The following is a 22,272-nucleotide window of genomic DNA, read 5'->3' as shown; positions in this document are numbered from 1 at the left end:
GGTGCCCGCTCCCGGTCCGTTCCTCAACTCATCCAGTTGCCGCCGTCGACGTTCAGCGTTTGCGCGGTGATGTAGTCCGCATCGGCCGAGGCGAGAAACAGCGCGGCGCCGGTCAGGTCGTCGGGCAGGCCCATGCGGCCGAGCGGCACCGCCTCGCCGACGAGGCGCTTCTTCTCGCCGAGCGGCCGGTTTTCGTAGCGCGCGAACAGCGCGTCGACCTCGCTCCACATCGGCGTATCGACAACGCCGGGTGCGATGCCGTTCACATTGATCTGATGCGGCGCGAGCGCGAGCGCCGCCGACTGCGTATAGCTCAGCACCGCCGCCTTGGTCGCGCAGTAATGCGAGACGAGCGCCTCGCCGCGCCGGCCGGCCTGCGAGGACATATTGATGATCTTGCCGCCGTGGCCCTGCTCGACCATCCGGCTCGCCACCGCCTGCATCAGGAAGAACATGCCCTTCACGTTGACCGAAAAGAGCCGGTCGAACACGTCCCAGGATTCGTCGAGCAGCGGGCGCATGTCGAACAGCGCCGCGTTGTTGAAGAGAATGTCGATCTGGCCGAAGCGTTCGAGCGCGGCCGCCACGATGCGGGCGATGTCGTCGCGGCGCGTAACGTCGGCGCTTACGCAGAAGACGCGCTCGCCGTGCGCGGCGCGCAGCGCGGCGCCGAAACTGTCGGCGGGCTTCAGGTCGACGAGCACGCAGCGCGCGCCCTCGTCGAGATAGCGCCGGGCCACGGCCTCGCCGATGCCGCTTGCCGCGCCCGTCAGAATCGCCACTTTGTCCTGCAATCGTGCCGCCACGGCCTGTCTCCGGTTCGTTTTGCATTCCGCTGCGCAGTGAGCGAACGCTCATTGATCGAGCAATTGCTCCGTTGGTGATCGAATGATCGGATACGGACCGGGTCATGTCAAGGCGCCTCGCCAGATTTCGATGGTGCAGCGCGGCAGGAGCGGCGGCGCGGCCGCCCACACGGCCTGACGACAAAAATCGCGATACGTTATATCATTTCGGCCTCATCGCACTCTTGCGCGGCGATCCGCAAGCGGTTGCCGCCCGAAGGCGTCGCCGCGTCTTCCCGCGTATTCGTCACCGCCACGCCAGGTGGCTCATTCAACTCTCACGCAACAGGACACCACGATGAAACGAATCGGCTCGATGTTGACCGGGGCGCAGCGCGCGCTGAAGCTGTCGAAGTATCTGCTGGCGTCCGGGCTCGCCGCCCTCGCCGTCGGCCACGGCGCGTTCGCCGCCGAAGCTCAGGCCGGCGCGAAAATCCCGGTGGTCGCGGCGGAAAATTTCTACGGCGACGTGGTGCGGCAACTCGGCGGCGAGCGCGTCGACGTGACGAGCATCCTCAGCAATCCGGACCAGGACCCGCATCTGTTCGAAGCGAGCCCGGCCACCGCGCGCGCGTTGCAGCATGCGAGCCTTGTCGTCTACAACGGCGCCGATTACGATCCGTGGATGGCAAAATTGCTGGCCGCTTCGAAAGGCGCGCAGCGCACCGTGATCGTCGCGGCCGACCTCACCGGCAGGAAAGGCGGCGACAATCCGCACCTGTGGTACGACCCGGCGACGATGCCGAAAGTCGCGCGCGCGATCCACGACGCGCTCGGCGCGGCTGACCCGGCGCACAAGTCGGCGTACGATGCGAACCTCGTGAAGTTTCTCGATTCGCTGAAGCCGATCGACGCGAAGGTCGCCGAACTGCACGGCCGCTATGCGGGCCTGCCGGTCACGGCGACCGAGCCGGTGTTCGGCTACATGTCGGACGCGATCGGCCTCGGTATGCGCAACCAGCGCTTCCAGCTCGCCACGATGAACGACACCGAAGCAAGCGCGGCCGATATCGCCGCATTCGAACGCGACCTGCGCGACCAGCGCGTGCGCGTACTGATCTACAACAGCCAGGCCACCGAGGCGCTGACCCAACGCATGCTGAAGCTCGCGCAACAATCGAAGGTCCCGACGCTGAGCGTCACCGAAACGCTGCCGGCCGGCAAGACCTATCAGACGTGGATGCTCACGCAGCTCGACGCGCTCGGCAAGGCGCTCGCCGCGGGCGACACGAACGCGGCACAAGGCGCAAGCGCCAAAGGAACCACTCCATGACTTCGACTGGCCGCCATGCGCCAGCGGGTACTTCAACGGGCCCGTCGCCCGGAACACCCACCACCGCCGCCGGCGCCGTCCGACGCGACACGCCCGTGCTCGAACTCGAGCGCGTGACGCTCGAACTCGGCGAACGCACGATCCTGCGCGACACCAGCTTCGTCGTGAACCAGGGCGAGTTCATCGGCGTGCTCGGGCCGAACGGCGCGGGCAAGACGACGCTGATGCGCGCGGTGCTTGGCCTCGTGCCGGCCGCGGGCGGCACGATCCGCGTGCTAGGGCAGGCGGTCGAGCGCGGCAATGCCTCGATCGGCTATATGCCGCAGACGCGCAGCGCCCTCGCGGGCCGCCGCGTGCGCGGGCGCGATTTCGTCGCGATGGCCGCCGACGGTCATCGCTGGGGCCTGCCGCATGCGGATGCGAAAACGCGCGCGGACGTCGATCGCGTGCTCGAACTGGTCGGCGCAACCGGCCTCGCCAAACGGCCGCTGTCGGAGCTGTCGGGCGGCGAGCGGCAGCGGCTGCTGCTCGCGCAGTGCCTGCTCGGCAACCCGAAGCTGCTGCTGCTCGACGAACCGTTGATCAGCCTCGATCCGCATCATCAGAAGAGCGTCGTCGAACTCGTGCGGCGCGTGCAGCAGGAGCTCGGCATCGCGGTGCTGTTCTCCGCGCACGAACTGAATCCGCTCCTGAACTCGATCGATCGCGTGCTGTATCTCGGCAGCGGCGTCGCGGCGCTCGGCACCGTCGACGAGGTCATTACGCGGCCGGTACTGTCGCGCCTCTATGGCTCGCCGATCGACGTGATGCGCGTTAATGGCCGCATCTTCGTGATGTCGGGCGGCGTCGAAGTCGAGAAGCACGATCACGAGCATGAACACGACGAGGACGGCGGACATTCGCACGCTCATTCTCACTCGCACGACCACGGCCACGGTCATGCGCACAAACCCTCGCACGGCCACTCGAACCCGCACGACTCACGCGACGGACACAAGCACGATGTTTGAATACGATTTCATGGTGAACGCATTCGCGGCGTCGGGGATCGTCGCGGTGCTGGCCGGCGTGGTCGGCTATTTCCTCGTGATGCGCGGACAGACCTTCGCCGGCCACGCGCTCTCGCACGTCGGCTTCACCGGCGCGACCGGCGCGGTGCTGATCGGCATCTCGCCGATCTGGGGGATGATCGGCTTCACGCTCGCGGCCGGCGTCGGCATGGGCGCGCTCGGCGAGCGGCTGGCGGGGCGCGACGTCGCGATCGGCGTGATTCTTTCGCTGTCGCTCGGTTTCGGCTTGCTGTTTCTGCACTTCTTCACCGCCTACGCGACCCAGGTCACGGCGCTGCTGTTCGGCAACGTGCTCGGCGTGAATGCGTCGACGCTCGGCGTGCTCGCGGCGCTCGGCGTGGTGAGCCTCGCGGCGCTCGCGGCCATTATGCGGCCGCTGCTGTTCGCCTCGCTGCAACCGGAACTGGCCGAAGCGAAGGGCGTGTCGCTGCGCCGCGTGTCGGTGCTGTTTCTCGCGATCGCCGCGCTGGCCGTGGCGGCCTGCACGCAGATCGTCGGCGTGCTGCTCGTGTTCACGCTGATGGTCGGCCCGGCCGCCGCCGCGCAGAATCTGAGCACGCGGCTCTCCACCGGGCTCGTGCTTGCTGCCGTGTTCGCGCTCGCGCAGGCATGGCTCGGCTTGACGCTCGCGTTCTATACCGACTGGCCGACGAGCTTCTGGATCACGGTGCTATCGGCGCTCGTGTATGGCGGGAGTTTGCTGAAGCGGCATTGAGCGGCGCTTACTCCGGTCACATAAGAAAACGGCGGCACGTGCATTTTCTGCACGTGCCGCCGCTCTTCATTTCACACCGTGTTTTATGGCATTTTCAGCCGAGCAACACCTTCGCGTGATGCTCAAGGTGATCTTCGATGAAGGTCGAGATGAAGTAGTAGCCGTGGTCATAACCCGCATGACGGCGCAACGTCAGCGGCTGACCCGCGGCCTTGCACGCGGCTTCGAACACGTCGGGATTCAGCTGCGTCGGCAGGAACTGATCCGCGAGGCCCTGATCGACGAGAATCCCTTGCGCGAACTTGTGCGATGCCTGCGCAACCAGTTCGCTCGCGTCGTACTGACGCCACGCTTCGCGGTCGTTGCCGAGATAGCCGCCGAACGCCTTTTCGCCCCATGGGCAACGCACCGGCGCCGCAATCGGCGCGAACGCCGACACCGACCGATAGAGGTCCGGATTGCGCAGCGCGAGCATCAACGCGCCGTGCCCGCCCATCGAGTGACCGAAGATGCCGAGGCGCGCGCCATCGACCAGCAACTCGCTCACGACCGTCTCGCGCAGTTCGTCGCGCACATACGAGTACATCCGGTAGTGCTTCGACCACGGCTCTGCAGTCGCGTCGACGTAAAAACCCGCGCCGACGCCGAAGTCCCATGCATCGCTCTCGCCCGGCACGTTCGCGCCGCGCGGGCTCGTGTCCGGCGCGATCAATGCGATGCCGTGCTGGGCCGCGAAGCGCTGCGCGCCGGCCTTGATCGGAAACGTTTCTTCCGTGCAGGTCAGTCCGGCCAGATAGAACAACGCCGGGACACGTCCCGCGTTCTCATGCAAGGCCTGCGGCGGCAGATAGACCGAGAAGCGCATCGGCAGACCGATCGTGCGCGACTCGTGCCGGTAGAAGCGCTGCTCGCCGCCATGAATGGCGTGCGACGAGAGTAGTTCGAGCATCGCGGCGCTCCTCGCTTAGTACAGCACGACCGAACGGATCGACTCGCCCTTCTTCATCAGGTCGAAGCCCTCGTTGATGCGTTCGAGCGGCAGACGGTGCGTGATCAGGTCGTCGATATTGATCTTGCCTTCCATGTACCAGTCGACGATTTTCGGCACGTCGGTGCGGCCACGCGCGCCGCCGAACGCCGAGCCCTTCCACTCGCGGCCCGTCACGAGCTGGAACGGTCGCGTGCTGATCTCCTCGCCGGCCGCCGCGACGCCGATGATGAACGACTGGCCCCAGCCCTTGTGTGTGCATTCGAGCGCCTGGCGCATCACCTTGGTATTGCCGATGCATTCGAACGAGTAGTCGGCGCCGCCGTCGGTCAGCTGCACGATGTGATCGACGACGTTCTCGACTTCGTTCGGGTTGATGAAGTGCGTCATGCCGAACTTCTTCGCCAGCTCGACGCGTCCTGGGTTCAGATCGACGCCGATGATCTTGTCCGCGCCGACCATCTTCGCGCCCTGGATCACATTGAGGCCGATGCCGCCGAGCCCGAACACGACCACGTTCGCGCCCGCCTCGACCTTCGCCGAATACACGACCGCGCCGACGCCGGTCGTCACGCCGCAGCCGATGTAGCAGATCTTGTCGAACGGCGCGTCCTCGCGCACCTTCGCGACCGCGATCTCCGGCACGACGATGTAGTTCGAGAACGTCGACGTCCCCATGTAGTGGAACAAAGGCTTGCCGTCGAGCGAGAAGCGCGAGGTCGCGTCGGGCATCAGGCCCTTGCCCTGCGTCGAGCGGATCGCCTGACACAGGTTGGTCTTGCGCGACAGACAGAACTTGCACTGGCGGCATTCGGGCGTGTAAAGCGGAATCACGTGATCGCCCTTCTTCAGCGTGCCGACGCCGGGGCCGACATCGACGATCACGCCCGCGCCTTCGTGGCCGAGAATCGCCGGGAAGATGCCTTCGGGGTCGGCGCCCGACAGCGTGTAGTAGTCGGTGTGGCAGATGCCCGTCGCCTTCACTTCGATCAGGACTTCACCGGCGCGCGGACCTTCGAGATCGACTTCCTCGATCGTCAACGGGGCGCCGGCTTTCCATGCGATTGCTGCTTTGGTCTTCATCGTCAATGCTCCTGTGGGTCCGTGAGTCGGTTTGATTGTGCGGGGCGCGTCGCGGGTCGGGATGCCGCGGCGCGCGCGTGTTCTGGTTCGTGCGCTGCTTCGTGTTCGACTGCGTGTTCTGGTTCGTGAGCCGGGACCATGCTTGCGCTGCGGCCGGGCTCGTGCGAGCCGTTGCTTGCTGCTGTTTGCTTGCTGTTGCTCGCTACTGCTTGCTGTTGCTTGCTGCCTGCACGGCTCGCGATTGGCGATGTCGCGTCCTGCGGCATCGCGTACCGGGCGGCGGCTTGGCGCGCGAAAAGCGTAATGGTATTGCAAAGTGTGGGGCGAGAGCATGCTCGGTGACTGCGCTTCGTGCGTTGCTTGTTGCCGCGGTCGTTGTCCGCGGTCGTTGCCAAGTGTGTTGCCGTAGTCGTTGCCGCGGTCGCTACCAGGTGTGTTGCCGTGCGTTTTGCAATATTCATTGCCGTGCTTGTTGCCTCGCCGTCCAGGATTCGTTGCAACGCCGTTGCAGCACCCATCGCCGTACTTTGCCATGCCAGTACACGTTGCCGCAGCATGGCCTCGTGCTCGCCGGGACGGCCGCCGCGTTCATCGCCGCTACCGCTACCGGGCTTCGCGCTGCGTCGTACCACCGAACCACGGCTCGACGCGGCCATACAGATCGACGAAGCGTGCATAGCGCTCCGCCAGCGCCGCATCGCCTCGCGGACCCGCCACGCGCGTCGCGCCGGGCGCGAGCGCGGCGAGATCGCGCGCATGCCAATGACCGCTCGCGAGGCCGCCGAGTATCGCGGCACCGCGCGGTGCCGCGTTCGGACAGTCGACCGCATGCAGCTCGACGCCGAGCGCATCGGCGAGCAGCTGACGCCAGCGTGGATCGACCGAGCCACCGCCCGCGAGCTTGAGCGCCGTGACCGTGGCCCCGCTCGAGCGAACCGCATCGAGCCCGGCGCGCAGCGAGAACGCAACACCTTCGAACGCGGCGCGCATCATCGCGCCGCGCGTGTGTTCGAGCGAGAGGCCGAGCCAGCCGCCGCGCGCCTGCGGGTTGAGCCACGGCGTGCGCTCACCGGTCAGGTACGGAAGGAAGGTCAGGCCCGAAGATGCGCGGGATTCGCCGTGGGTTGCCGGGCGAGTTGTCCGGGTGGGGGCAGCGCTGAGGGCGGCGTTGCTGTCAGCGCCGAGGTCAGCGCCGGTGGGCGTGTCGGCACTCGCGCCGAAACTCGCGCTCGATACCGCGCTCATCGGCTCGCCGGGCGCCCCGCTGACGGACCCGGCGGATTCGCCGTTCGCGGCACCACCAGATACAGCGCCGGACACATCGGCAACGGCATCACCGAACGCCTCGCGATACGCATCCACCCACTCATACGACAGCCAGCCGCGCACACGCTCCAGCGCAATGCCGACGTTCTGCATCGCCGCCATCCGATACCAGTGATCGCTGGCCGCGCGATAGCGATGCAGCCCCTTCACCGCCACGGGCTCGCCGCTCGCGAGGACGACGATCTGTCCGCCCGTGCCGGTGGTCAGCAGCGCATCGCCGTCCTGCGCGAGTCCGCTGCCGAGCGCCGCGCACGGCGTATCGGCGGCGCCGGTCGCGAGCACGATGCCAGCGCGCAAGCCGAGTGCCTGCGCGGCCCTCTGCGACAGCACACCGGCCGCCGCATACGACGGCGCGAGCGGCGCGAACCACTCGCGCGGAATCCCGAGCCGCTCGAGCAGCGCCGCATCCCACACGCCGGCCGGACTGGCGAGCGCGGTCGCGCAAGCATCGGACGGATCGGTCGCGAACGCGCCGCCGAGCGCGACGCGCAGCCAGTCTTTCGGCTGCAACGCCCAACGCGTGCGGCGCGCGGTCTGCGGCTCATGCAGCACGATCCAGCGCAGCAGCGGACCGGCCATGCCAGGCGCGACCGGATTCGGCTGCGGCTCGGGCCACGCGTCGAGCAGATCGAGCGCGCGCGAGTCGGGCCATAGCAGCGCGGGACGCACGGGCTCGCCGTGCGCATCGAGCAGCACGACGCCGTGCATCTGGCCGGACAGGCCGATCGCCCGCACATCGTCGCGCAGATGCCGCGGCAGACGCGCCAGCGCCTCGACGAGCGCGCTCCACCACGTCTCTACCGCGATCTCGGCCCAGCCCGCGCGCGGCGTATCGAACGCATAAGCGACGCTCGACACCGCCTGCTCGCGGCCGTGTTCGTCGACGATTGCCGCTTTAAGGGAGCCGGTGCCGAGGTCGATGCCGAGAAAACTCATGGGTGCGAGGACGTCGAAATAAGGATGAAGGAGGGACTGGAAGCGAAGCAGGAAACGCGGCTGGAAACATGGCTAGAAGCGCGGCTGGAGGCGCGGCTGGAGGCGCGGCTGGAAACAGCCCCCCAAGCGCCGCAAAACACGCGGCCAGAAGCAACGTCCGGCGCACGGCCCGCAAGCACTGCAAACCCGCCAAACGCGGGTTAACCCCGCCATGCCGCGAACCATCTCAAAACAGGACTATGCTGCGAGCGAGATACACGTTATTGATTCTCACACATATCCCCGCGCGCGACGCATCCGTGCCGCGCGCCGGCGCACCCTGCCCGCACTCGCCGCCACACAGGGCCCGCCGCCGATCCGCCGGGGATGCAGCCACGATAAACCGCGCGCCGCCCTTCGATCCGGCTTTCAAACGAGGCCCGCGCATATCGTCACCGGGAATGCCGGAATAGCCGCGCGCGGTCTTGTAGCGGATTTTCGTCCCCGATACCTTGGAGTCATTCCAAAACAGATGGTGGAGACAGACGATATGCAAGCGAACACGGTTCACCCGTGCGACGAACGCCTGCCCGCGGGCCAGTTGCTCACCCTCGGCATCCAGCACGTGCTGGTCATGTACGCCGGCGCAGTCGCGGTACCGCTCATCATCGGCGCGGCGCTCAAGCTGCCGAAAGACCAGATCGCGTTCCTGATCAGCGCCGACCTGTTCTCGTGCGGCATCGCCACGCTGATCCAGACGCTCGGGCTGTGGATCTTCGGCATCCGTCTGCCCGTCATCATGGGCTGCACGTTCGCGGCCGTCGGGCCGATGGTCGCAATCGGCACCAATCCCTCGCTCGGCATTCTCGACATCTTCGGCTCGACGATCGCGGCCGGCGTGATCGGCATTCTGGCCGCGCCGATGGTCGGCAAGCTGCTGCGCTTCTTCCCGCCGGTCGTGATCGGCGTCGTGATTTCGGTGATCGGCCTCTCGCTGATGGAAGTCGGCATCAACTGGGCGGCGGGCGGCGTCGGCAATCCCGACTACGGCAATCCGGTCTACCTTGGCCTGTCGCTGCTCGTGCTGACGCTGATCCTGCTCATCAACAAGTTTGCCCGCGGGTTTGTCGCCAATATCTCGGTGCTGCTCGGCATCGTCGCCGGCTTCGTGATCGCGCTGCTGCTCGGCCGCGTCAACATGGACGGCGTCACGCACGCACCGTGGGTCGGCTTCGTGATGCCGTTCCACTTCGGTCTGCCGCACTTCGACCCGCTCTCGATCGCGACGATGGTCACGGTCATGTTCGTCACGTTCATCGAATCGACCGGCATGTTCCTCGCGGTCGGCGACATGGTCGATCGTCCGGTCGATCAGAAGACGCTGGTGCGCGGCCTGCGCGTCGACGGGCTCGGCACGCTGATCGGCGGCATCTTCAACTCGTTCCCGCATACGTCGTTTTCGCAGAACGTCGGCCTGATCGGCGTGACCGGCGTGAAGAGCCGCTTCGTCTGCGCGATGGGCGGCGTGATCCTCGTGCTGCTCGGCCTGTTCCCGAAGATGGCGCAGGTGGTCGCCTCGGTGCCGGCGTTCGTGCTCGGCGGCGCGGGCATCGTGATGTTCGGCATGGTCGCGGCGAACGGCATCAAGGTGCTCTCGCGCGTCGACTTCGTGAAGAATCACCACAACCTGTTCATCGTCGCGGTCAGCATCGGCCTCGGGCTCGTGCCGGTCGTCTCGCCGCACTTCTTCTCGCAACTGCCGCCGGCGCTGTCGCCGCTGCTGCATAGCGGGATTCTGCTGGCGTCAGTGTCGGCGGTCGTGCTGAACCTGATCTTCAACGGCGTGAAGAGCGAGAAGAAGGCGCGCTGCGAGATCCGCCGCGCCGGACACGATCTCGACACGAGCGCGGGCAGCGAGCCGCCGCATAACGAGATGCTGCGGGCGGCGGATTTGCATTGAGCTTTGGTGGGTGCCGGCGGCGGGTTCGGGTTTGGATTTCGGTTTGGGTTCGCCGTGTCGTGGGTGAAGTCTTCGACGCAAGCGCAGGCGCAGGCGATGAATCGCGCCATGGCAGGACGCTGGGCACCGTGGATTGTGCTTTGAGCGTCGCCGAGCAAGTACCGGCCCCGCTCATCTACTGCCACCTGATTTGCCATCGCCTCGCTTGAAGCCCATTCGGCTTCTCGTCGCGACGGATACCGCACACAAACAGAAAAGCCACGGCACGCCGTGGCTTTTCTGTTTGCTGCGCCGCTTGCTTGCGCGAGCGGTGGGCGGTTCCCTCTACTTCGCCGGGCCCCGCCGCGCCAGCACGTTACCGACTGCCGACGCTCACCCCGCCGTCGCCGCCGAAGCTGCGACCGGCGCGCTCGCCGCACCGTAGTCGACCGGCGCGTCCGCGGGACGCGGCTGGTCGCCGGTGTGCTCGATCCAGCCGCCGCCGAGCGCCTGGTACAGCGTGACCAGGTTCTCGAGGCGCTGCATGCGCGCGGTAATCAGCGACTGCTGCGACGAATACAGATCGGTCTGCGCGGTCAGCACCGACAGATAGCTGTCGACGCCGTTCTTGTAGCGCAGGTTCGACAGATCGAGGCGACGCTGCTCGGCCGACGTGTTGCGCTCGAGCGCCTGAATCTGCTGATCGTAGGTGCCGCGCGCCGCGAGCCCGTCCGCCACTTCGCGGAAGGCCGTCTGGATCGCCTTTTCATACGTGGCGATCTGCACGTTCTTCTCGATGTTGGCGAGATTGAGGTTGGCGATGTTCTGGCCACCCTCGAAGATCGGCAGCGTGATCGACGGCGCGAAGCTCCACGCCGCCGAGCCCGGCTTGAACAGCCCGCCGAGCGTCGGGCTCAGCGTGCCGAAGCTGCCGGTCAGCGAGACCTTCGGGAAGAACGCCGCGCGCGCCGCGCCGATATTCGCGTTGGCCGCGAGCAGGTTCTCCTCGGCCTCCATGATGTCGGGACGGCGCGTGAGCAGGTCGGACGGCAAGCCCGCCGGAATGTCCGTGAGCAGATTCTGGTCGTTCAGCTGCAAGCCCGGCGGCAGATCGGCCGGCAACGGCTCGCCGACCAGCAGCACGAGCGCGTTTTCAGCCTGCGCCCGCAAACGCGCCTGCGCCTGCAGATTGGCGCTCGCGGTCTCGACGACCGTTTGCGCCTGGCGCAGATCGAGTTCCGAACCCGTGCCGTTGTCGAACTGCAGCTTCGTGATGCGGTACGACTCCTGCGCGTTCGTCAGCGTGTCCTGCGTGACCTTCAGCAGATCGTCGAGTTCGAGCAGCGTCAGGTACTGGTTCGCGACCTGCGAGACCAGCGAAATTTCCGCGGCCTTGCGCGCCTGCGCCGTACCGAGATACGTCGCCAGCGCCTGGTCCTTGAGGCTCTGCACGCGCCCGAAGAAGTCGATTTCCCACGACGCATTCAGCCCCACCGAATACGTGTTGGAAATGGTCGGGCCGTTGGGCGAGGTCAGCAGGTCGCGCGGCGTGCGCTGCCGGCTTTGCGACCCCGCGGCATTGAGCGTCGGGAACAGACCTGCGCGCACGATCCGGTACTGCGCGGCCGACGCCTGCATGTTCAGCACCGACACACGCAGATCGCGGTTGTTCTTCAGCGCGATTTCGATGAGCCGCTGCAAGCGCTGATCGACGAAGAACTCGCGCCAGCCGATGTCGGCGGCGGCCTGGCCGTTCGCGCTGCGCGCGCCCGGAGCGCCGGGCTGCGTGTCGTACACGCCGCCCGTCGGGAAGGTCGCCGTGACGGGCGCGGCGGGGCGCTCGTAGTGCGGCGCCATCGTGCAACCCGCGGCGAGCAGCGCGACCGCCACTGCAATCAAAGAATGTTTTTGCATCTCAATGTCCATCCTTGCCCGAGTCATGGTCAGCCGACCCGCCTGCCGAACCGCCACCCTGCGGTTCATGCGGATGGTGCTGTTCGTAGTGGCGCAGCGCCTCGTCCGGGTCTTCCTTCTCGCCGCCGAACTTCGCGCGGATCACGACGAAGAACATCGGGATCATGAAGATCGCGAGGAAGGTCGCCGTCAACATACCGCCGATCACGCCGGTGCCGATCGCGTGCTGGCTGGCCGAGCCCGCGCCGTTACTGATCGCGAGCGGCAGCACGCCGAGAATGAACGCAAGCGAGGTCATCAGGATCGGGCGCAGCCGCAGACGCGCCGCTTCGAGCGCGGCCTCGATCGGCCCCATGCCTTCGCCCTGCTGCAGTTCGCGCGCGAATTCCACGATCAGAATCGCGTTCTTCGCCGACAGGCCGACCGTGGTCAACAGACCCACCTGGAAGAACACGTCGTTCTCGAGCCCGCGCAAGGTCGCGGCCAGCAGTGCGCCGATCACGCCGAGCGGCACCACCATGATCACCGAGAACGGGATCGACCAGCTTTCATACAGCGCCGCGAGACACAGGAACACGACGAGGATCGAGATGCCGTACAGGATCGGCGCCTGCGAACCGGACTGGCGTTCCTGCAGCGACAGCCCCGTCCACTCGTAGCCGACGCCAGGCGGCAACTTCGTGACGAGCGCTTCCATCGCCGCCATGGCCTGGCCGGTCGACTTGCCCGGTGCGGCCGCGCCCTGGATTTCCACCGACGAGATACCGTTGTAGCGCTCGAGCTTCGGCGAACCGAACGTCCACTCGGTGCTCGCGAAGGCCGAGAACGGCACCATCGTGCCGGCGTTGTTGCGCACGAACCAGGCATTCACGTCTTCCGGTTTCATGCGGAACGGCGCGTCGCCCTGCAGGTACACCTTCTTGATCCGGCCGTCGGTATCGAGGAAGTTGTTGACGTACTGCGACGCCCACGCGATCGAGAACGTCTGGTCGATCGCGGCGAGCGACACGCCAAGCGCGGCGGCCTTCTCGTGGTCGATGTTCACCTTGAACTGCGGCGTGTCGTTCAGGCCGTTCGGACGCACCTGCGCGAGCGTCGGGTCCTTCGCGGCGAGACCGAGCAGCATGTTGCGCGCTTCCATCAGCTTCGCGTGACCGATACCGGCGCGGTCCTGCAGTTGGAAGTCAAAGCCCGCTGCCGTGCCGAGTTCAGGAATCGACGGCGGATTGACCGGATACACGAGCGCGTTCTTGTAGCTGCTGAAGTGCATGAAGAGACGGCCCACGAGCGCCTGCACCTTCTGGTCCGCATGCTGGCGCTCGCCGTAGTCCCGCATCCGCACGAACACGAGACCCGCGTTCTGGCCGCGGCCGGCGAAGCTGAAGCCGTTCACCGTGAAGGTCGACTCGACGATTGCCTTCTCGTCGTTGAGCAGGTAGTCGGACACGTCCTTCAGCGCGCGCGCCGTGGTTTCCTGAGTCGAGCCGGTCGGCGTCTGCACGAGCACGAACATCGTGCCCTGGTCTTCATCAGGCAGGAACGACTTCGGCAGACGCACGAACAGCAGGCCGACCGCGAAGATCACCACCATGTAGATGATGAGCCAGCGGCCCGAGCGCTTGATCACGTGGTGCACGCCCGAGTGGTACTTGTCGCGGCTCGCGTTGAAGGTGCGGTTGAACCAGCCGAAGAAACCGGTGGCCTTTTCGTGATGCCCCTTCGGAATTGGCTTGAGGATCGTCGCGCACAGCGCCGGCGTCAGAATCAGCGCGACGAGCACGGACAGCACCATCGCCGCGACGATCGTCAGCGAGAACTGCCGGTAGATCGCGCCGACCGAGCCGCCCGAGAACGCCACCGGCACGAACACCGCCGACAGCACGAGCGCCACGCCGACGAGCGCGCCGGTGATCTGGTCCATCGCCTTGCGGGTTGCCTCGCGAGGCGATAAGCCCTCTTCCTGCATGACCCGCTCGACGTTTTCCACCACCACGATCGCGTCGTCCACCAGCAGGCCGATTGCGAGCACGAGGCCGAACATCGACAGCACGTTGATCGAGAAGCCGACCACGCTCATGATCGCGAACGTGCCGAGCAGCACCACCGGCACCGCGATCGTCGGGATCAGCGTGGCGCGCAGGTTCTGCAGGAACAGGTACATGACGAGGAACACCAGCACGATACCTTCGAGCAGCGTCTTGACCACTTCCTCGATCGACAGGCGCACGAACGGCGTCGTGTCGTACGGGTACTGGACGACGAGACCGTGCGGGAAGTACTTCGACAGTTCGGCGACCTTTGCCCGCACCGCTTTCGCAGTGGCGAGCGCGTTCGCGCCCGTAGCGAGCTGGATACCGAAGCCTGCCGTCGGCTGGCCGTTGTACTTGGTGTCGAAGTTGTAGTTTTCGCCGCCGAGCTCGATGTGCGACACGTCGCGCAGACGCACCTGCGAACCGTCCGGATTGACCTTCAGCAGGATGTTGCCGAACTGCTCGGGCGTATTGAGCAGCGTCGCCTCGGTGATCGTGGCCTGCAGCACCTGGCCCGGCACCGACGGCGTGCCGCCGAGCGCGCCGCCCGCGACCTGCACGTTCTGCGCCTGCAGCGCGGCCTGCACATCGACCGGCGTGAGCGAGAAGTTGTTCAGCTTGTTCGCGTCGAGCCAGATCCGCATCGCGTACTGCGAGCCGAACAGCGTCACCGTGCCGACCCCGTCGATACGGCTGACCGGGTCTTCGATGTTCGACGCCACGTAGTTCGCGAGGTCGTACTTGGACATGCTGCCGTCGGTCGAGACGAACGCCATCACCAGCAGGAAGCTGCTGCTCGACTTCGTGACCTTGGTGCCGAGCTGCTGCACCGCCTGCGGAAGCAGCGGCGTGGCGAGCTGCAGCTTGTTCTGCACCTGCACCTGCGCGATGTCAGGGTTGGTGCCGGCCGCGAACGTCAGCGTGATGGTTGCCGTGCCCGAGTCGTCCGAGGTCGACGCGAGGTACAGCAGGTGGTCGAGACCGCTCATCTGCTGCTCGATCACCTGCGTGACGGTGTTTTCCACCGTCTTTGCCGAGGCGCCCGGATACGTTGCGCTGATCTGGATGGACGGCGGCGCGATGGTCGGGTATTGCGCGATCGGCAGCGTGAACACCGACGCGATACCCGCGAGCATCAGGATGATGGCGATCACCCAGGCAAAAATCGGGCGATCGATAAAGAACTTTGCCATGAAGCGGGCTCCCTGTTATTACGCGCCCGATGCAGCGGAAGCGGGTTGAGCCGCGGGTTGAGCCGCGGGTTGAGCCGCGGGTTGCGCCGGTTGCGCGCCGCTGGCGGCCGGCGCGCCTTGCGCGGCCGCGCCGGAAGCCGCATCGCCGGGCAGTTGCGCCGGCACGGGCTTGACCTGCTGGCCGGGGCGCGCCTTGTCGGTGCCCTGGACGATCACGCGGTCGCCGGCCTTCAGGCCGTCTGCGATCACCCAGTACGAGCCGAACGTGCCCGAGGTGACGAGCGGACGCAGCTCGACCTTGTTGTCGGTATCGACGACGAGCGCGGTAGGCTGACCCTTCTGGTCGTGCGTGACGCCTATTTGCGGAACGATGAGCGCGTTCTGGTTCACGCCTTCCTCGATCTTCGCGCGCACGAACATGCCCGGCAGCAGCACGTGGTCCGCGTTCTTGAAGATGGCGCGCACCGTGACCGAGCCGGTGCTCTGGTCGACGGTGACGTCGGTGAACTGCAGCTTGCCCTTCTCCGGATAGACCCGGCCGTCTTCGAGCACGAGCGACACCTGGGCCGCGTCCGGGCCACTCGTCTTCAGACGCCCTTCCTGCACTTCGCGGCGCAGCTTCAGGCCGTCGAGGCTCGATTGCGTGAGGTCGACGTAGACAGGATCGAGCTGCTGGACCGTCGCCATCAGCGTGGCCTGGCTCGCCTGCACGTACGCGCCCGGCGTGACCTGCGACACGCCGATCTGGCCGGTCACGGGCGAGGTTACGTCGGTATAGCCGAGGTTGATCTGCGCGGTGTCGACCGCGGCCTTGCCGGCGGCGACATCGGCGGCGGCCTGGCCTTCGGCGGCAACCGCGTTGTCGTAGTCCTGCTTGCTGACCGCATTGGCGGCGACCAGCACCTTGTAGCGGTTGGCCTGCGCGGTGGTCGACACGAGGTTCGCCTGCGCCTTCGCGAGCGACGCCTTCGCGTTATTCAGCGAGGCGATGTACGGTGCCGGATCGATCTTGTAGAGGCGTTGACCCGCCTTGACCTGACTGCCTTCCGTGAACTCGCGGTGCAACACGATGCCGTCCACCCGTGCGCGGACTTGCGCGACGAGGAACGCACTGGTGCGGCCGGGGAGTTCGGTGACGACCGGCACGGTCGTCGGCTGGAGGGTGACGACGCCGACTTCGGGCGTCTGGGGCGGCGGGGCAGATTGTTTTGGTCCGCATGCCGCCAGCAAGATGGCAGCCGTCGCGGCACTGATTAAGCGGAATGGAACCCGTTCGACGCGCATGGAGCAACCTCTGTCAAAGACTGAGAAGAAAAAGTGCGCGCATCCCTACCCCGGGGACGACTGCGCACACATGCGTCTTGCGACGCTTGACCGGTAGCCCGTGAATGCGAACCGCGCCTGCAGGGGCACCTGTGTGAAATGTGCGAACCCGGGAATGCCGCACGGCGCCACGCTTTCCGGCACGGCGCAACAGCGTTCTGAAAGGCAACAGTGACGGATATTAACCGTTGATCCCGGCTTGGGCTATCCAATCGTGGGATGCTATTATATATACATTCACGAATGCATGTAAAAGTGCGTTTACTTCTCTTGCGGGCCGGGGACTTGCAAGTTCGCTTCGCTATTCGCTTAATAGTAGTCAGATTGTCATCGGGCTGACTTAAAACAGCCCGGGGAAACCCCGCAATCAGGGCAAGTCATTCCTAATATGGCCAGAAAAACCAAAGAAGAGGCATTGGAGACGCGCAACCGGATTCTCGACGCGGCCGAACTGGTCTTTTTCGAGAAAGGCGTATCGCGCACCTCGCTGGCTGATATCGCACAGGCCGCGGGCGTCACGCGCGGGGCGATCTACTGGCACTTCGCGCACAAGAGCGAGCTGTTCAACGAGATGTTCGACCGCGTGCTGCTGCCGCTCGACGAACTGAAGGCCGCCTCGCTCGACCCGAACGAAACCGATCCGCTCGGGCGTCTCGTGGAAGTCTGCATGGTCTGTCTGCGCGACACCGCCAACGACCCGCGCCGCCGCCGCGTGTTCGACATCCTGTTTCTGAAATGCGAGCTGGTCGAGGACATGGGGCCGATGATGGAGCGCTATCAGACCAATATGCGCGAAGGGCTGACGAAAATCGAAGGCGGTCTGCGCAACGCGATCTCCAAGGGACAGTTGCCCGAGGATCTCGACACGAAGCTCGCCGCGGCGATGGTCCATTCGTTCGTCGGCGGCGCGCTGCGCGACATGCTGTTCCTGCCCGACGCCACCGATTTCGGCACGCACGCGCAGCAGATGGTGGAAGGCATCTTCGACGCGCTGCGCCTGAGCCCCGCGTTGCGCAGAAAGGTGGCTTGAGCGGCCCGAGCCACCCGGTTTATGCGGCACGCAGATTCATGCGTACCGCCACCGCCGTCCGCGGGATTCAGGCAAGCGCCTTGCGCGCCCGCGCCGCCTGATTCGACACATAGATGTTGCTGCGCTCGAGCGGCACGCCGCCCTGTACCGCCGCGATCCACGCATCCGTGCTCGCCACCGCCGCGAAGCGCGACTGCAGCACCACGCTGAACACGCGATGAATCTCCTCCGCGCTCGCAAAACCCGCGCTGTTCTCGTACGGCACCGAGCCCGTCGCGTCGTGCAGGAATTCGACCGCGAGCCCGGCATGCACCGCGTGGTTGATCGTCGATGCGTCGCAGTTGTGCGTCATGTAGCCGGTGACGGTTAGCGTGTCGATCTGACGGGCGACGAGCCAGTCGGCCAGATCGGTGCCGGCAAAGGCGCTCGGCAGCGACTTCTCGACATGGTGGTCGTGCGCGCGCGAGGTCACCACCGTGTGCAACTCCGCTCCCGCGCTGCCGCGCGCGAACAACGGCGAGGTCGCCGGCGCGATGTTCTGCACGACCACGACCGGCACGCCGGCGGCCCGCGCCGCGTCGATTGCCCGGCCGATATTGGCGAGCGACGTCTGCACATCCGGAAATTCGATCGGCAGATCGCCGGTTACGTATTCGTTCTGCACGTCGATGACGATCAACGCGCGGCGCGGCGTGGTCATGGAAAAGCTCCTTGTTGAAAATGGGAAATCCGGAAACAGAAGTGGGCGCCGCGCGCTGCGACGTGGTTGGCTCGGCGCGACGAAGCCCGCATTATCGGCCCACGATCGACACCTGGCGCCACGCCGGGGTTTCGTCGCAGCACCCGCGCGGGAGCCATCCGTACATTGAGCCCCCGGGCACGGCCCGAGGTATCAGTGCTCGCTGATCCAGCGCACGAGGTACAGCAGCAGCGCGACGAAGAAAATCATCCCGGCCCACGCCCAGTTCGGCACGGCGTGCTGTCCGGGCTCGTGCTGCGCGCCGCCATGCGGCCAGCTATGCGATGCACTCGCCGCGCGGCCGGTCAGCGCACTGCCGTGATCGACGCGCGTGCGCCGCGCGATGCCGCCCAGCGCGATCGGGCGCAGAAACACGTGCTGCCGGCGCGCCGCCGCGCCGCGCGCGCGGTTCGGCCCCTTGCCGTGCTTGGCGCGCACGACGGCATCGAATTCGGTGAAAAAATCGTCGGCCAGCTGATGCAGCGCGTTTTCGAGCTGACGCGCAGGCAGCTCGGCGAGAGGACCCGACGACGTCGCCCAGATCGTGTAGTCGATCCGTGTGCCGCGCTCCCGGCCGCTGCCATGCGCACTCTCGTCCGCCCGCAAACGCACTTCGATCTGGCCGCGCAAGGCGCCGATGCCCTGGGCACGCGCCTTGAAGTTGATGGTGCGGCGTTGTGCCTCCGCCGGACCGGAATCCTGGCCGGCGACATGGGCGCGCGCGTCGTAATGCGCGCGCAACGGGCCGAGCGGCACCGTCATGGTCAGCGCGTACTCGCCGTGAGCGAGGCGCGTGAACGACTCGCAGTTGTCGAGGCTGGCACGCAACAGCGCGAGGTCCTGCAGCGCGTCCCAGACCTCGGCCGGCGCAAGCGGAATCCGTAACGCATCGTTCAGTTCCATGACCACCTCCCCCGATAAACACGCGCCCGCCGCATCATGACGTCTGATCGATACGGTCGACGCGCGATGCGTAAAACGCCAGATACCCCTTGATTTGCTTCGCCTGCTCGAACGGCTCCTCGTAGCTCCATACCGCGTTTTCGACCAGGCCGTTTTCGGTGCGCAGATGGAAGTACGACGCGTCGCCCTTGAACGGACAGTGCGACGTATGCGTCGAGCGTTCGAGCCGCGCCATGTTCACATGCGCGCGCGGGAAATAGAACACGTCCGGCAAGCCGGTTTCGCAGAGCGTCAACGCGGCCTGCGTATCGGCCATCGTCACGCCACCGTGAATCACACGCACCCGGTGGGGGTTGTCGCGAATCACGATGGTGTGGTCGCCGGAATTTCCCGCAGATGTCGACGCATCGCTCATGTCCATGCTCCGTGATGGTGTGGGCCGGTTGGGCGGAATGCTGCAAGGCGCTGCCGCATGAACGACAAAGCCACGGGACGTGCCCGTGGCTTCATTATCGGCCAAACTCCAGTCGCTTGCGCGGCCGTCCCCTGCCGCAAGGAACCGGCACCGCGCATCCGGTCGCGCCAACCCGCAGGCCGCGGCGCCGAGCGGACCGCTTACTTCGCGTTCACTTCACGCTCCAGACGAACGCCGCCTTGACGTTGCCCCGCGCCTGGACCGTCACCGCGCGTGTCTGCTCGCTGCCGCTGTACTTCGCGTGCACGGTATAGCGGCCAGGGTGCAGCCTGACCAGCATGAACGGGCCGCGCGACGTCGCACTCAGGACCTCGCCGCCATGCGCATCGACGATGCGAACGTGGACGTCGGCGAGAAATTCGCCGTTCGGGCCGGTAAAGCGCAGCGCCAGCGGCCACTGGCTTTGCGCCCGTTGCAGCGCCCGCGACTCGTCGAGACCGACACCGCCCGACACGTACGACACATTGCCCTGCTGCTGGGTTTGCGGCATGCCGCCACCGTTGACGTTGCCGGCGCTCGTGTTGTCGGTGGTCGAGCCGCCGGTCACGCCGCCTGCCTGCTGCGCGTACGCTCCGCCAGCCAGTCCGAGCGTGAGCGCCGCGCAGAGTGCAGCGGCTACGATCCTTCGCTGATTGCGTTGGGTTTTCATCGGTTCGCTCCTTGTTAAAGCCCTTGTCCGGTGTCCCTCGGTGGACCCGATCAAGGATCATGCAACCTGCGTGCCAACCGTCCGGTTGCGTCGACGGAAAAACGTCGCCCTTCGAGCGTTGGCGCGCGGTACAAGCGCGTGCGGTTCGCCAAAGGGACGGGCGAAAAAAATGCCGGTTCGTTGCAGCAAATGCAAAGAACCGGCAATCGCTACCAAAGCTCGGCACGGATCGGGCGGGACATGATCGAACCGCCCGGCTCGACGATCAGCCGAGATCGACGGGCACGAAGATCTGCGCGTTGTCGCGCTGGATCAGCAGCGCGATGCTGTTGCCCGCGCCCGAAATCATCTGCTTGAGCTGATCGACGTTCGTGACGGGCCGGCCGTTGACGGCGAGAATCACGTCGCCCGGCTGGATACCCGCGCTCGCGGCCGCCCCGCCCGCCTGTTGCACGAGCAGACCATGCGACACCGACGCGCTGCTCTTTTCTTCCGGCGTCAGCGCGCGTACCGCCACGCCGAGGCGGCCTTGCAGCTGGGTCTGCTGATCGGCCTTGCCCGCGGACGCAAGCTTCGCATCCGAGAACGAACCGATCGTCACCTTCACGTCCTTGGTGGACTTGTCGCGCCACACCTTCAGGGTCGCCGAAGTGCCCGGGGCAATGCCCGCGATCTGTGCCGGCAGATCCGACGAGTCGTTGACGTCGTCGCCGTTCACCGAGAGGATCACGTCGCCCGGCTGCAAACCGGCCTTGGCCGCCGGACCGCCCGGATCGACCGAGCTGACGAGCGCGCCTTGCGGCTTCTGCATGCCGAACGAATTAGCGAGCGTCTGGTTCATGCCCTGCACCGCGACACCGAGACGGCCGCGGCTCACATGGCCGGTCTTCACGAGATCGTCCTTGACCTTGATCGCCTCGTTGATCGGAATCGCAAACGACAGCCCCTGGAAGCCGCCGGTCTGCGAATAGATCATCGAGTTGATGCCGATGACTTCGCCCTGCAGGTTAAAGAGCGGACCGCCCGAATTGCCCGGGTTCACCGGCACGTCGGTCTGGATGAACGGCGTGTAGTTCTCGTTCGGCAGCGAGCGCGACTTCGCGCTGATGATGCCCGAGGTCACGGTATTGTCGAAACCGTACGGCGAGCCGATCGCGACCACCCACTGACCGACCTTGCTCTGACGCGGATCGCCGATCTTCACGGTCGGCAGGTTGCTCGCGTCGATCTTCAGCACGGCGACGTCGGACTGCTTGTCGGCGCCGACCACCTTCGCCTTGAACTCGCGCTTGTCGGTGAGCTTCACGGTAACGACATTCGCGCCGTCGACCACGTGCGCATTGGTCAGGATGTAGCCGTCATTGCTGATGATGAAGCCGGAGCCGAGGCTCGCGCTCGGCTGGTCGGGTGCGTCGTCGCCGTCGCCGCCTTGCATGCCCGGCATCCCGCCGAAGAAACGCTTGTAGAACTGATAGAACGGATCGTTCGGATCGATCGGCAACTGGTTGCCGCCGAAATTGCCACCGTTGTTGCCGCGCATCGCGGTCTGCTTGACCACGTGCTTCGCGCTGATGTTGACGACGGCCGGGCCGTAGGTTTCGACGAGGCCGGAGAAATCGGGGATGCCGGTCTTGGCGGCAGCTTCGGCGGGCATCATCGCAGCGGCCTGCGCGGGGGAGATGATCTGCGGTGCGGGCACATCGCGATGGCCCGCCACATAACCGGCTGACAGCGCGGCGGCGACAGCGACCGCAACGGCGCCGCGGGACAAGGTTTTCGCGTTCATCATGAGCTCCTGGCTGGAGAAAGTGACTTTGGATGTCGAGGAGCGTAAGTGGGATCGCTTAAAAGAGTCTTAAGCA

The 22,272-nt window shown here is 66.0% G+C and carries 17 protein-coding genes; 5 read left to right on the top strand and 12 right to left on the bottom strand.

Annotated features, from left to right (window positions below; all coding sequences use genetic code 11):
- Positions 1-23: 23 nt before the first annotated feature.
- Positions 24-806, bottom strand: coding sequence for an L-iditol 2-dehydrogenase (locus F3J20_RS17080; RefSeq protein ID WP_167040900.1), 783 nt, complete (start codon positions 804-806; stop codon positions 24-26).
- Positions 807-1,143: 337 nt separating this feature from the next.
- Between F3J20_RS17080 and F3J20_RS17075 the strand changes: the two genes are divergently transcribed.
- Genes F3J20_RS17075 through F3J20_RS17065 form a run of 3 tightly spaced genes read left to right on the top strand, consistent with a single transcriptional unit; the run spans position 1,144 to position 3,903 of the window.
- A complete protein-coding gene (locus F3J20_RS17075; RefSeq protein WP_167283982.1) occupies positions 1,144-2,118 on the top strand; it encodes a metal ABC transporter solute-binding protein in 975 nt (324 codons plus the stop codon).
- Positions 2,115-3,128, top strand: a complete 1,014-nt coding sequence (locus tag F3J20_RS17070) for an ABC transporter ATP-binding protein (RefSeq protein WP_205299320.1) — start codon at positions 2,115-2,117, stop codon at positions 3,126-3,128. The genes F3J20_RS17075 and F3J20_RS17070 overlap by 4 nt, the downstream gene beginning before the upstream one ends.
- On the top strand, positions 3,121-3,903 hold the full coding sequence (locus F3J20_RS17065; RefSeq protein WP_167040895.1) for a metal ABC transporter permease: 783 nt from the start codon (positions 3,121-3,123) through the stop codon (positions 3,901-3,903). Before F3J20_RS17070 ends, F3J20_RS17065 begins: the two co-directional genes overlap by 8 nt.
- A 94-nt stretch (positions 3,904-3,997) precedes the next feature.
- Here F3J20_RS17065 and fghA read toward each other — a convergent pair whose 3' ends face one another.
- From fghA to F3J20_RS17050, 3 genes are all read right to left on the bottom strand, one after another.
- Positions 3,998-4,852 carry an S-formylglutathione hydrolase gene (gene fghA, locus F3J20_RS17060; RefSeq protein ID WP_167040891.1) on the bottom strand — a complete coding sequence of 285 codons (855 nt, stop codon included), beginning with the start codon at positions 4,850-4,852 and terminating at the stop codon, positions 3,998-4,000.
- A 15-nt stretch (positions 4,853-4,867) separates the two neighbouring features.
- Complete coding sequence (locus tag F3J20_RS17055) at positions 4,868-5,974, bottom strand: S-(hydroxymethyl)glutathione dehydrogenase/class III alcohol dehydrogenase (RefSeq protein ID WP_028197996.1); 1,107 nt, start codon at positions 5,972-5,974, stop codon at positions 4,868-4,870.
- A gap of 603 nt (positions 5,975-6,577) precedes the next feature.
- Positions 6,578-8,236 carry an FGGY family carbohydrate kinase gene (locus F3J20_RS17050; protein WP_167283981.1) on the bottom strand — a complete coding sequence of 553 codons (1,659 nt, stop codon included), beginning with the start codon at positions 8,234-8,236 and terminating at the stop codon, positions 6,578-6,580.
- A 529-nt stretch (positions 8,237-8,765) separates the two neighbouring features.
- Between F3J20_RS17050 and F3J20_RS17045 the strand changes: the two genes are divergently transcribed.
- A complete protein-coding gene (locus F3J20_RS17045; protein WP_167283980.1) occupies positions 8,766-10,175 on the top strand; it encodes a nucleobase:cation symporter-2 family protein in 1,410 nt (469 codons plus the stop codon).
- 372 nt (positions 10,176-10,547) lie between these two features.
- Here the strand turns inward: F3J20_RS17045 and F3J20_RS17040 are convergent, their stop codons facing one another.
- From F3J20_RS17040 to F3J20_RS17030, 3 genes are read right to left on the bottom strand one after another with little or no spacing between them, the layout of a single operon-like run.
- Complete coding sequence (locus F3J20_RS17040; RefSeq protein ID WP_167283979.1) at positions 10,548-12,068, bottom strand: efflux transporter outer membrane subunit; 1,521 nt, start codon at positions 12,066-12,068, stop codon at positions 10,548-10,550.
- Between the two features lies 1 nt (position 12,069).
- The gene (locus tag F3J20_RS17035; protein WP_167040880.1) at positions 12,070-15,291 is read right to left on the bottom strand and encodes an efflux RND transporter permease subunit; all 3,222 of its coding nucleotides are present in this window, start codon (positions 15,289-15,291) and stop codon (positions 12,070-12,072) included.
- A gap of 18 nt (positions 15,292-15,309) precedes the next feature.
- Complete coding sequence (locus F3J20_RS17030; RefSeq protein ID WP_167283978.1) at positions 15,310-16,575, bottom strand: efflux RND transporter periplasmic adaptor subunit; 1,266 nt, start codon at positions 16,573-16,575, stop codon at positions 15,310-15,312.
- Between the two features lie 427 nt (positions 16,576-17,002).
- Here F3J20_RS17030 and F3J20_RS17025 point away from each other — a divergent pair, with 427 nt between their 5' ends.
- The gene (locus F3J20_RS17025; RefSeq protein ID WP_167040874.1) at positions 17,003-17,644 is read left to right on the top strand and encodes a TetR family transcriptional regulator; all 642 of its coding nucleotides are present in this window, start codon (positions 17,003-17,005) and stop codon (positions 17,642-17,644) included.
- A gap of 67 nt (positions 17,645-17,711) precedes the next feature.
- Here F3J20_RS17025 and F3J20_RS17020 read toward each other — a convergent pair whose 3' ends face one another.
- From F3J20_RS17020 to F3J20_RS17000, 5 genes are all read right to left on the bottom strand, one after another.
- On the bottom strand, positions 17,712-18,344 hold the full coding sequence (locus F3J20_RS17020; protein ID WP_167283977.1) for a cysteine hydrolase family protein: 633 nt from the start codon (positions 18,342-18,344) through the stop codon (positions 17,712-17,714).
- Positions 18,345-18,536: 192 nt separating this feature from the next.
- Positions 18,537-19,286 (bottom strand): SRPBCC domain-containing protein, encoded by a 750-nt coding sequence (locus F3J20_RS17015; protein ID WP_167283976.1) that lies wholly within the window; start codon positions 19,284-19,286, stop codon positions 18,537-18,539.
- 34 nt (positions 19,287-19,320) lie between these two features.
- Positions 19,321-19,701 (bottom strand): DUF427 domain-containing protein, encoded by a 381-nt coding sequence (locus F3J20_RS17010; RefSeq protein ID WP_167283975.1) that lies wholly within the window; start codon positions 19,699-19,701, stop codon positions 19,321-19,323.
- 211 nt (positions 19,702-19,912) lie between these two features.
- On the bottom strand, positions 19,913-20,410 hold the full coding sequence (locus tag F3J20_RS17005) for a carboxypeptidase-like regulatory domain-containing protein (protein ID WP_167040862.1): 498 nt from the start codon (positions 20,408-20,410) through the stop codon (positions 19,913-19,915).
- Positions 20,411-20,675: 265 nt separating this feature from the next.
- Entirely contained in the window at positions 20,676-22,196 is a 1,521-nt protein-coding gene (locus F3J20_RS17000) for a DegQ family serine endoprotease (protein WP_167284011.1), read from the bottom strand.
- Between the last annotated feature and the right edge of the window lie 76 nt (positions 22,197-22,272).

Source organism: Paraburkholderia sp. Cy-641, assembly GCF_011752945.1.
Classification (GTDB): Bacteria; Pseudomonadota; Gammaproteobacteria; order Burkholderiales; family Burkholderiaceae; genus Paraburkholderia.
This window is presented reverse-complemented; position numbering and strand designations above follow the sequence as displayed.

Bases quoted from the DNA above. Each gene is read 5' to 3' on its own strand.
- F3J20_RS17075 (WP_167283982.1), top strand. From the start codon at position 1,144: ATGAAACGAATCGGCTCGATGTTGACCGGGGCGCAGCGCGCGCTGAAG.
- F3J20_RS17070 (WP_205299320.1), top strand. From the start codon at position 2,115: ATGACTTCGACTGGCCGCCATGCGCCAGCGGGTACTTCAACGGGCCCG.
- F3J20_RS17065 (WP_167040895.1), top strand. From the start codon at position 3,121: ATGTTTGAATACGATTTCATGGTGAACGCATTCGCGGCGTCGGGGATC.
- fghA (WP_167040891.1), bottom strand. From the start codon at position 4,852: ATGCTCGAACTACTCTCGTCGCACGCCATTCATGGCGGCGAGCAGCGC.
- F3J20_RS17055 (WP_028197996.1), bottom strand. From the start codon at position 5,974: ATGAAGACCAAAGCAGCAATCGCATGGAAAGCCGGCGCCCCGTTGACG.
- F3J20_RS17050 (WP_167283981.1), bottom strand. From the start codon at position 8,236: ATGAGTTTTCTCGGCATCGACCTCGGCACCGGCTCCCTTAAAGCGGCA.
- F3J20_RS17045 (WP_167283980.1), top strand. From the start codon at position 8,766: ATGCAAGCGAACACGGTTCACCCGTGCGACGAACGCCTGCCCGCGGGC.
- F3J20_RS17040 (WP_167283979.1), bottom strand. From the start codon at position 12,068: ATGCAAAAACATTCTTTGATTGCAGTGGCGGTCGCGCTGCTCGCCGCG.
- F3J20_RS17035 (WP_167040880.1), bottom strand. From the start codon at position 15,291: ATGGCAAAGTTCTTTATCGATCGCCCGATTTTTGCCTGGGTGATCGCC.
- F3J20_RS17030 (WP_167283978.1), bottom strand. From the start codon at position 16,575: ATGCGCGTCGAACGGGTTCCATTCCGCTTAATCAGTGCCGCGACGGCT.
- F3J20_RS17025 (WP_167040874.1), top strand. From the start codon at position 17,003: ATGGCCAGAAAAACCAAAGAAGAGGCATTGGAGACGCGCAACCGGATT.
- F3J20_RS17020 (WP_167283977.1), bottom strand. From the start codon at position 18,344: ATGACCACGCCGCGCCGCGCGTTGATCGTCATCGACGTGCAGAACGAA.
- F3J20_RS17015 (WP_167283976.1), bottom strand. From the start codon at position 19,286: ATGGAACTGAACGATGCGTTACGGATTCCGCTTGCGCCGGCCGAGGTC.
- F3J20_RS17010 (WP_167283975.1), bottom strand. From the start codon at position 19,701: ATGAGCGATGCGTCGACATCTGCGGGAAATTCCGGCGACCACACCATC.
- F3J20_RS17005 (WP_167040862.1), bottom strand. From the start codon at position 20,410: ATGAAAACCCAACGCAATCAGCGAAGGATCGTAGCCGCTGCACTCTGC.
- F3J20_RS17000 (WP_167284011.1), bottom strand. From the start codon at position 22,196: ATGAACGCGAAAACCTTGTCCCGCGGCGCCGTTGCGGTCGCTGTCGCC.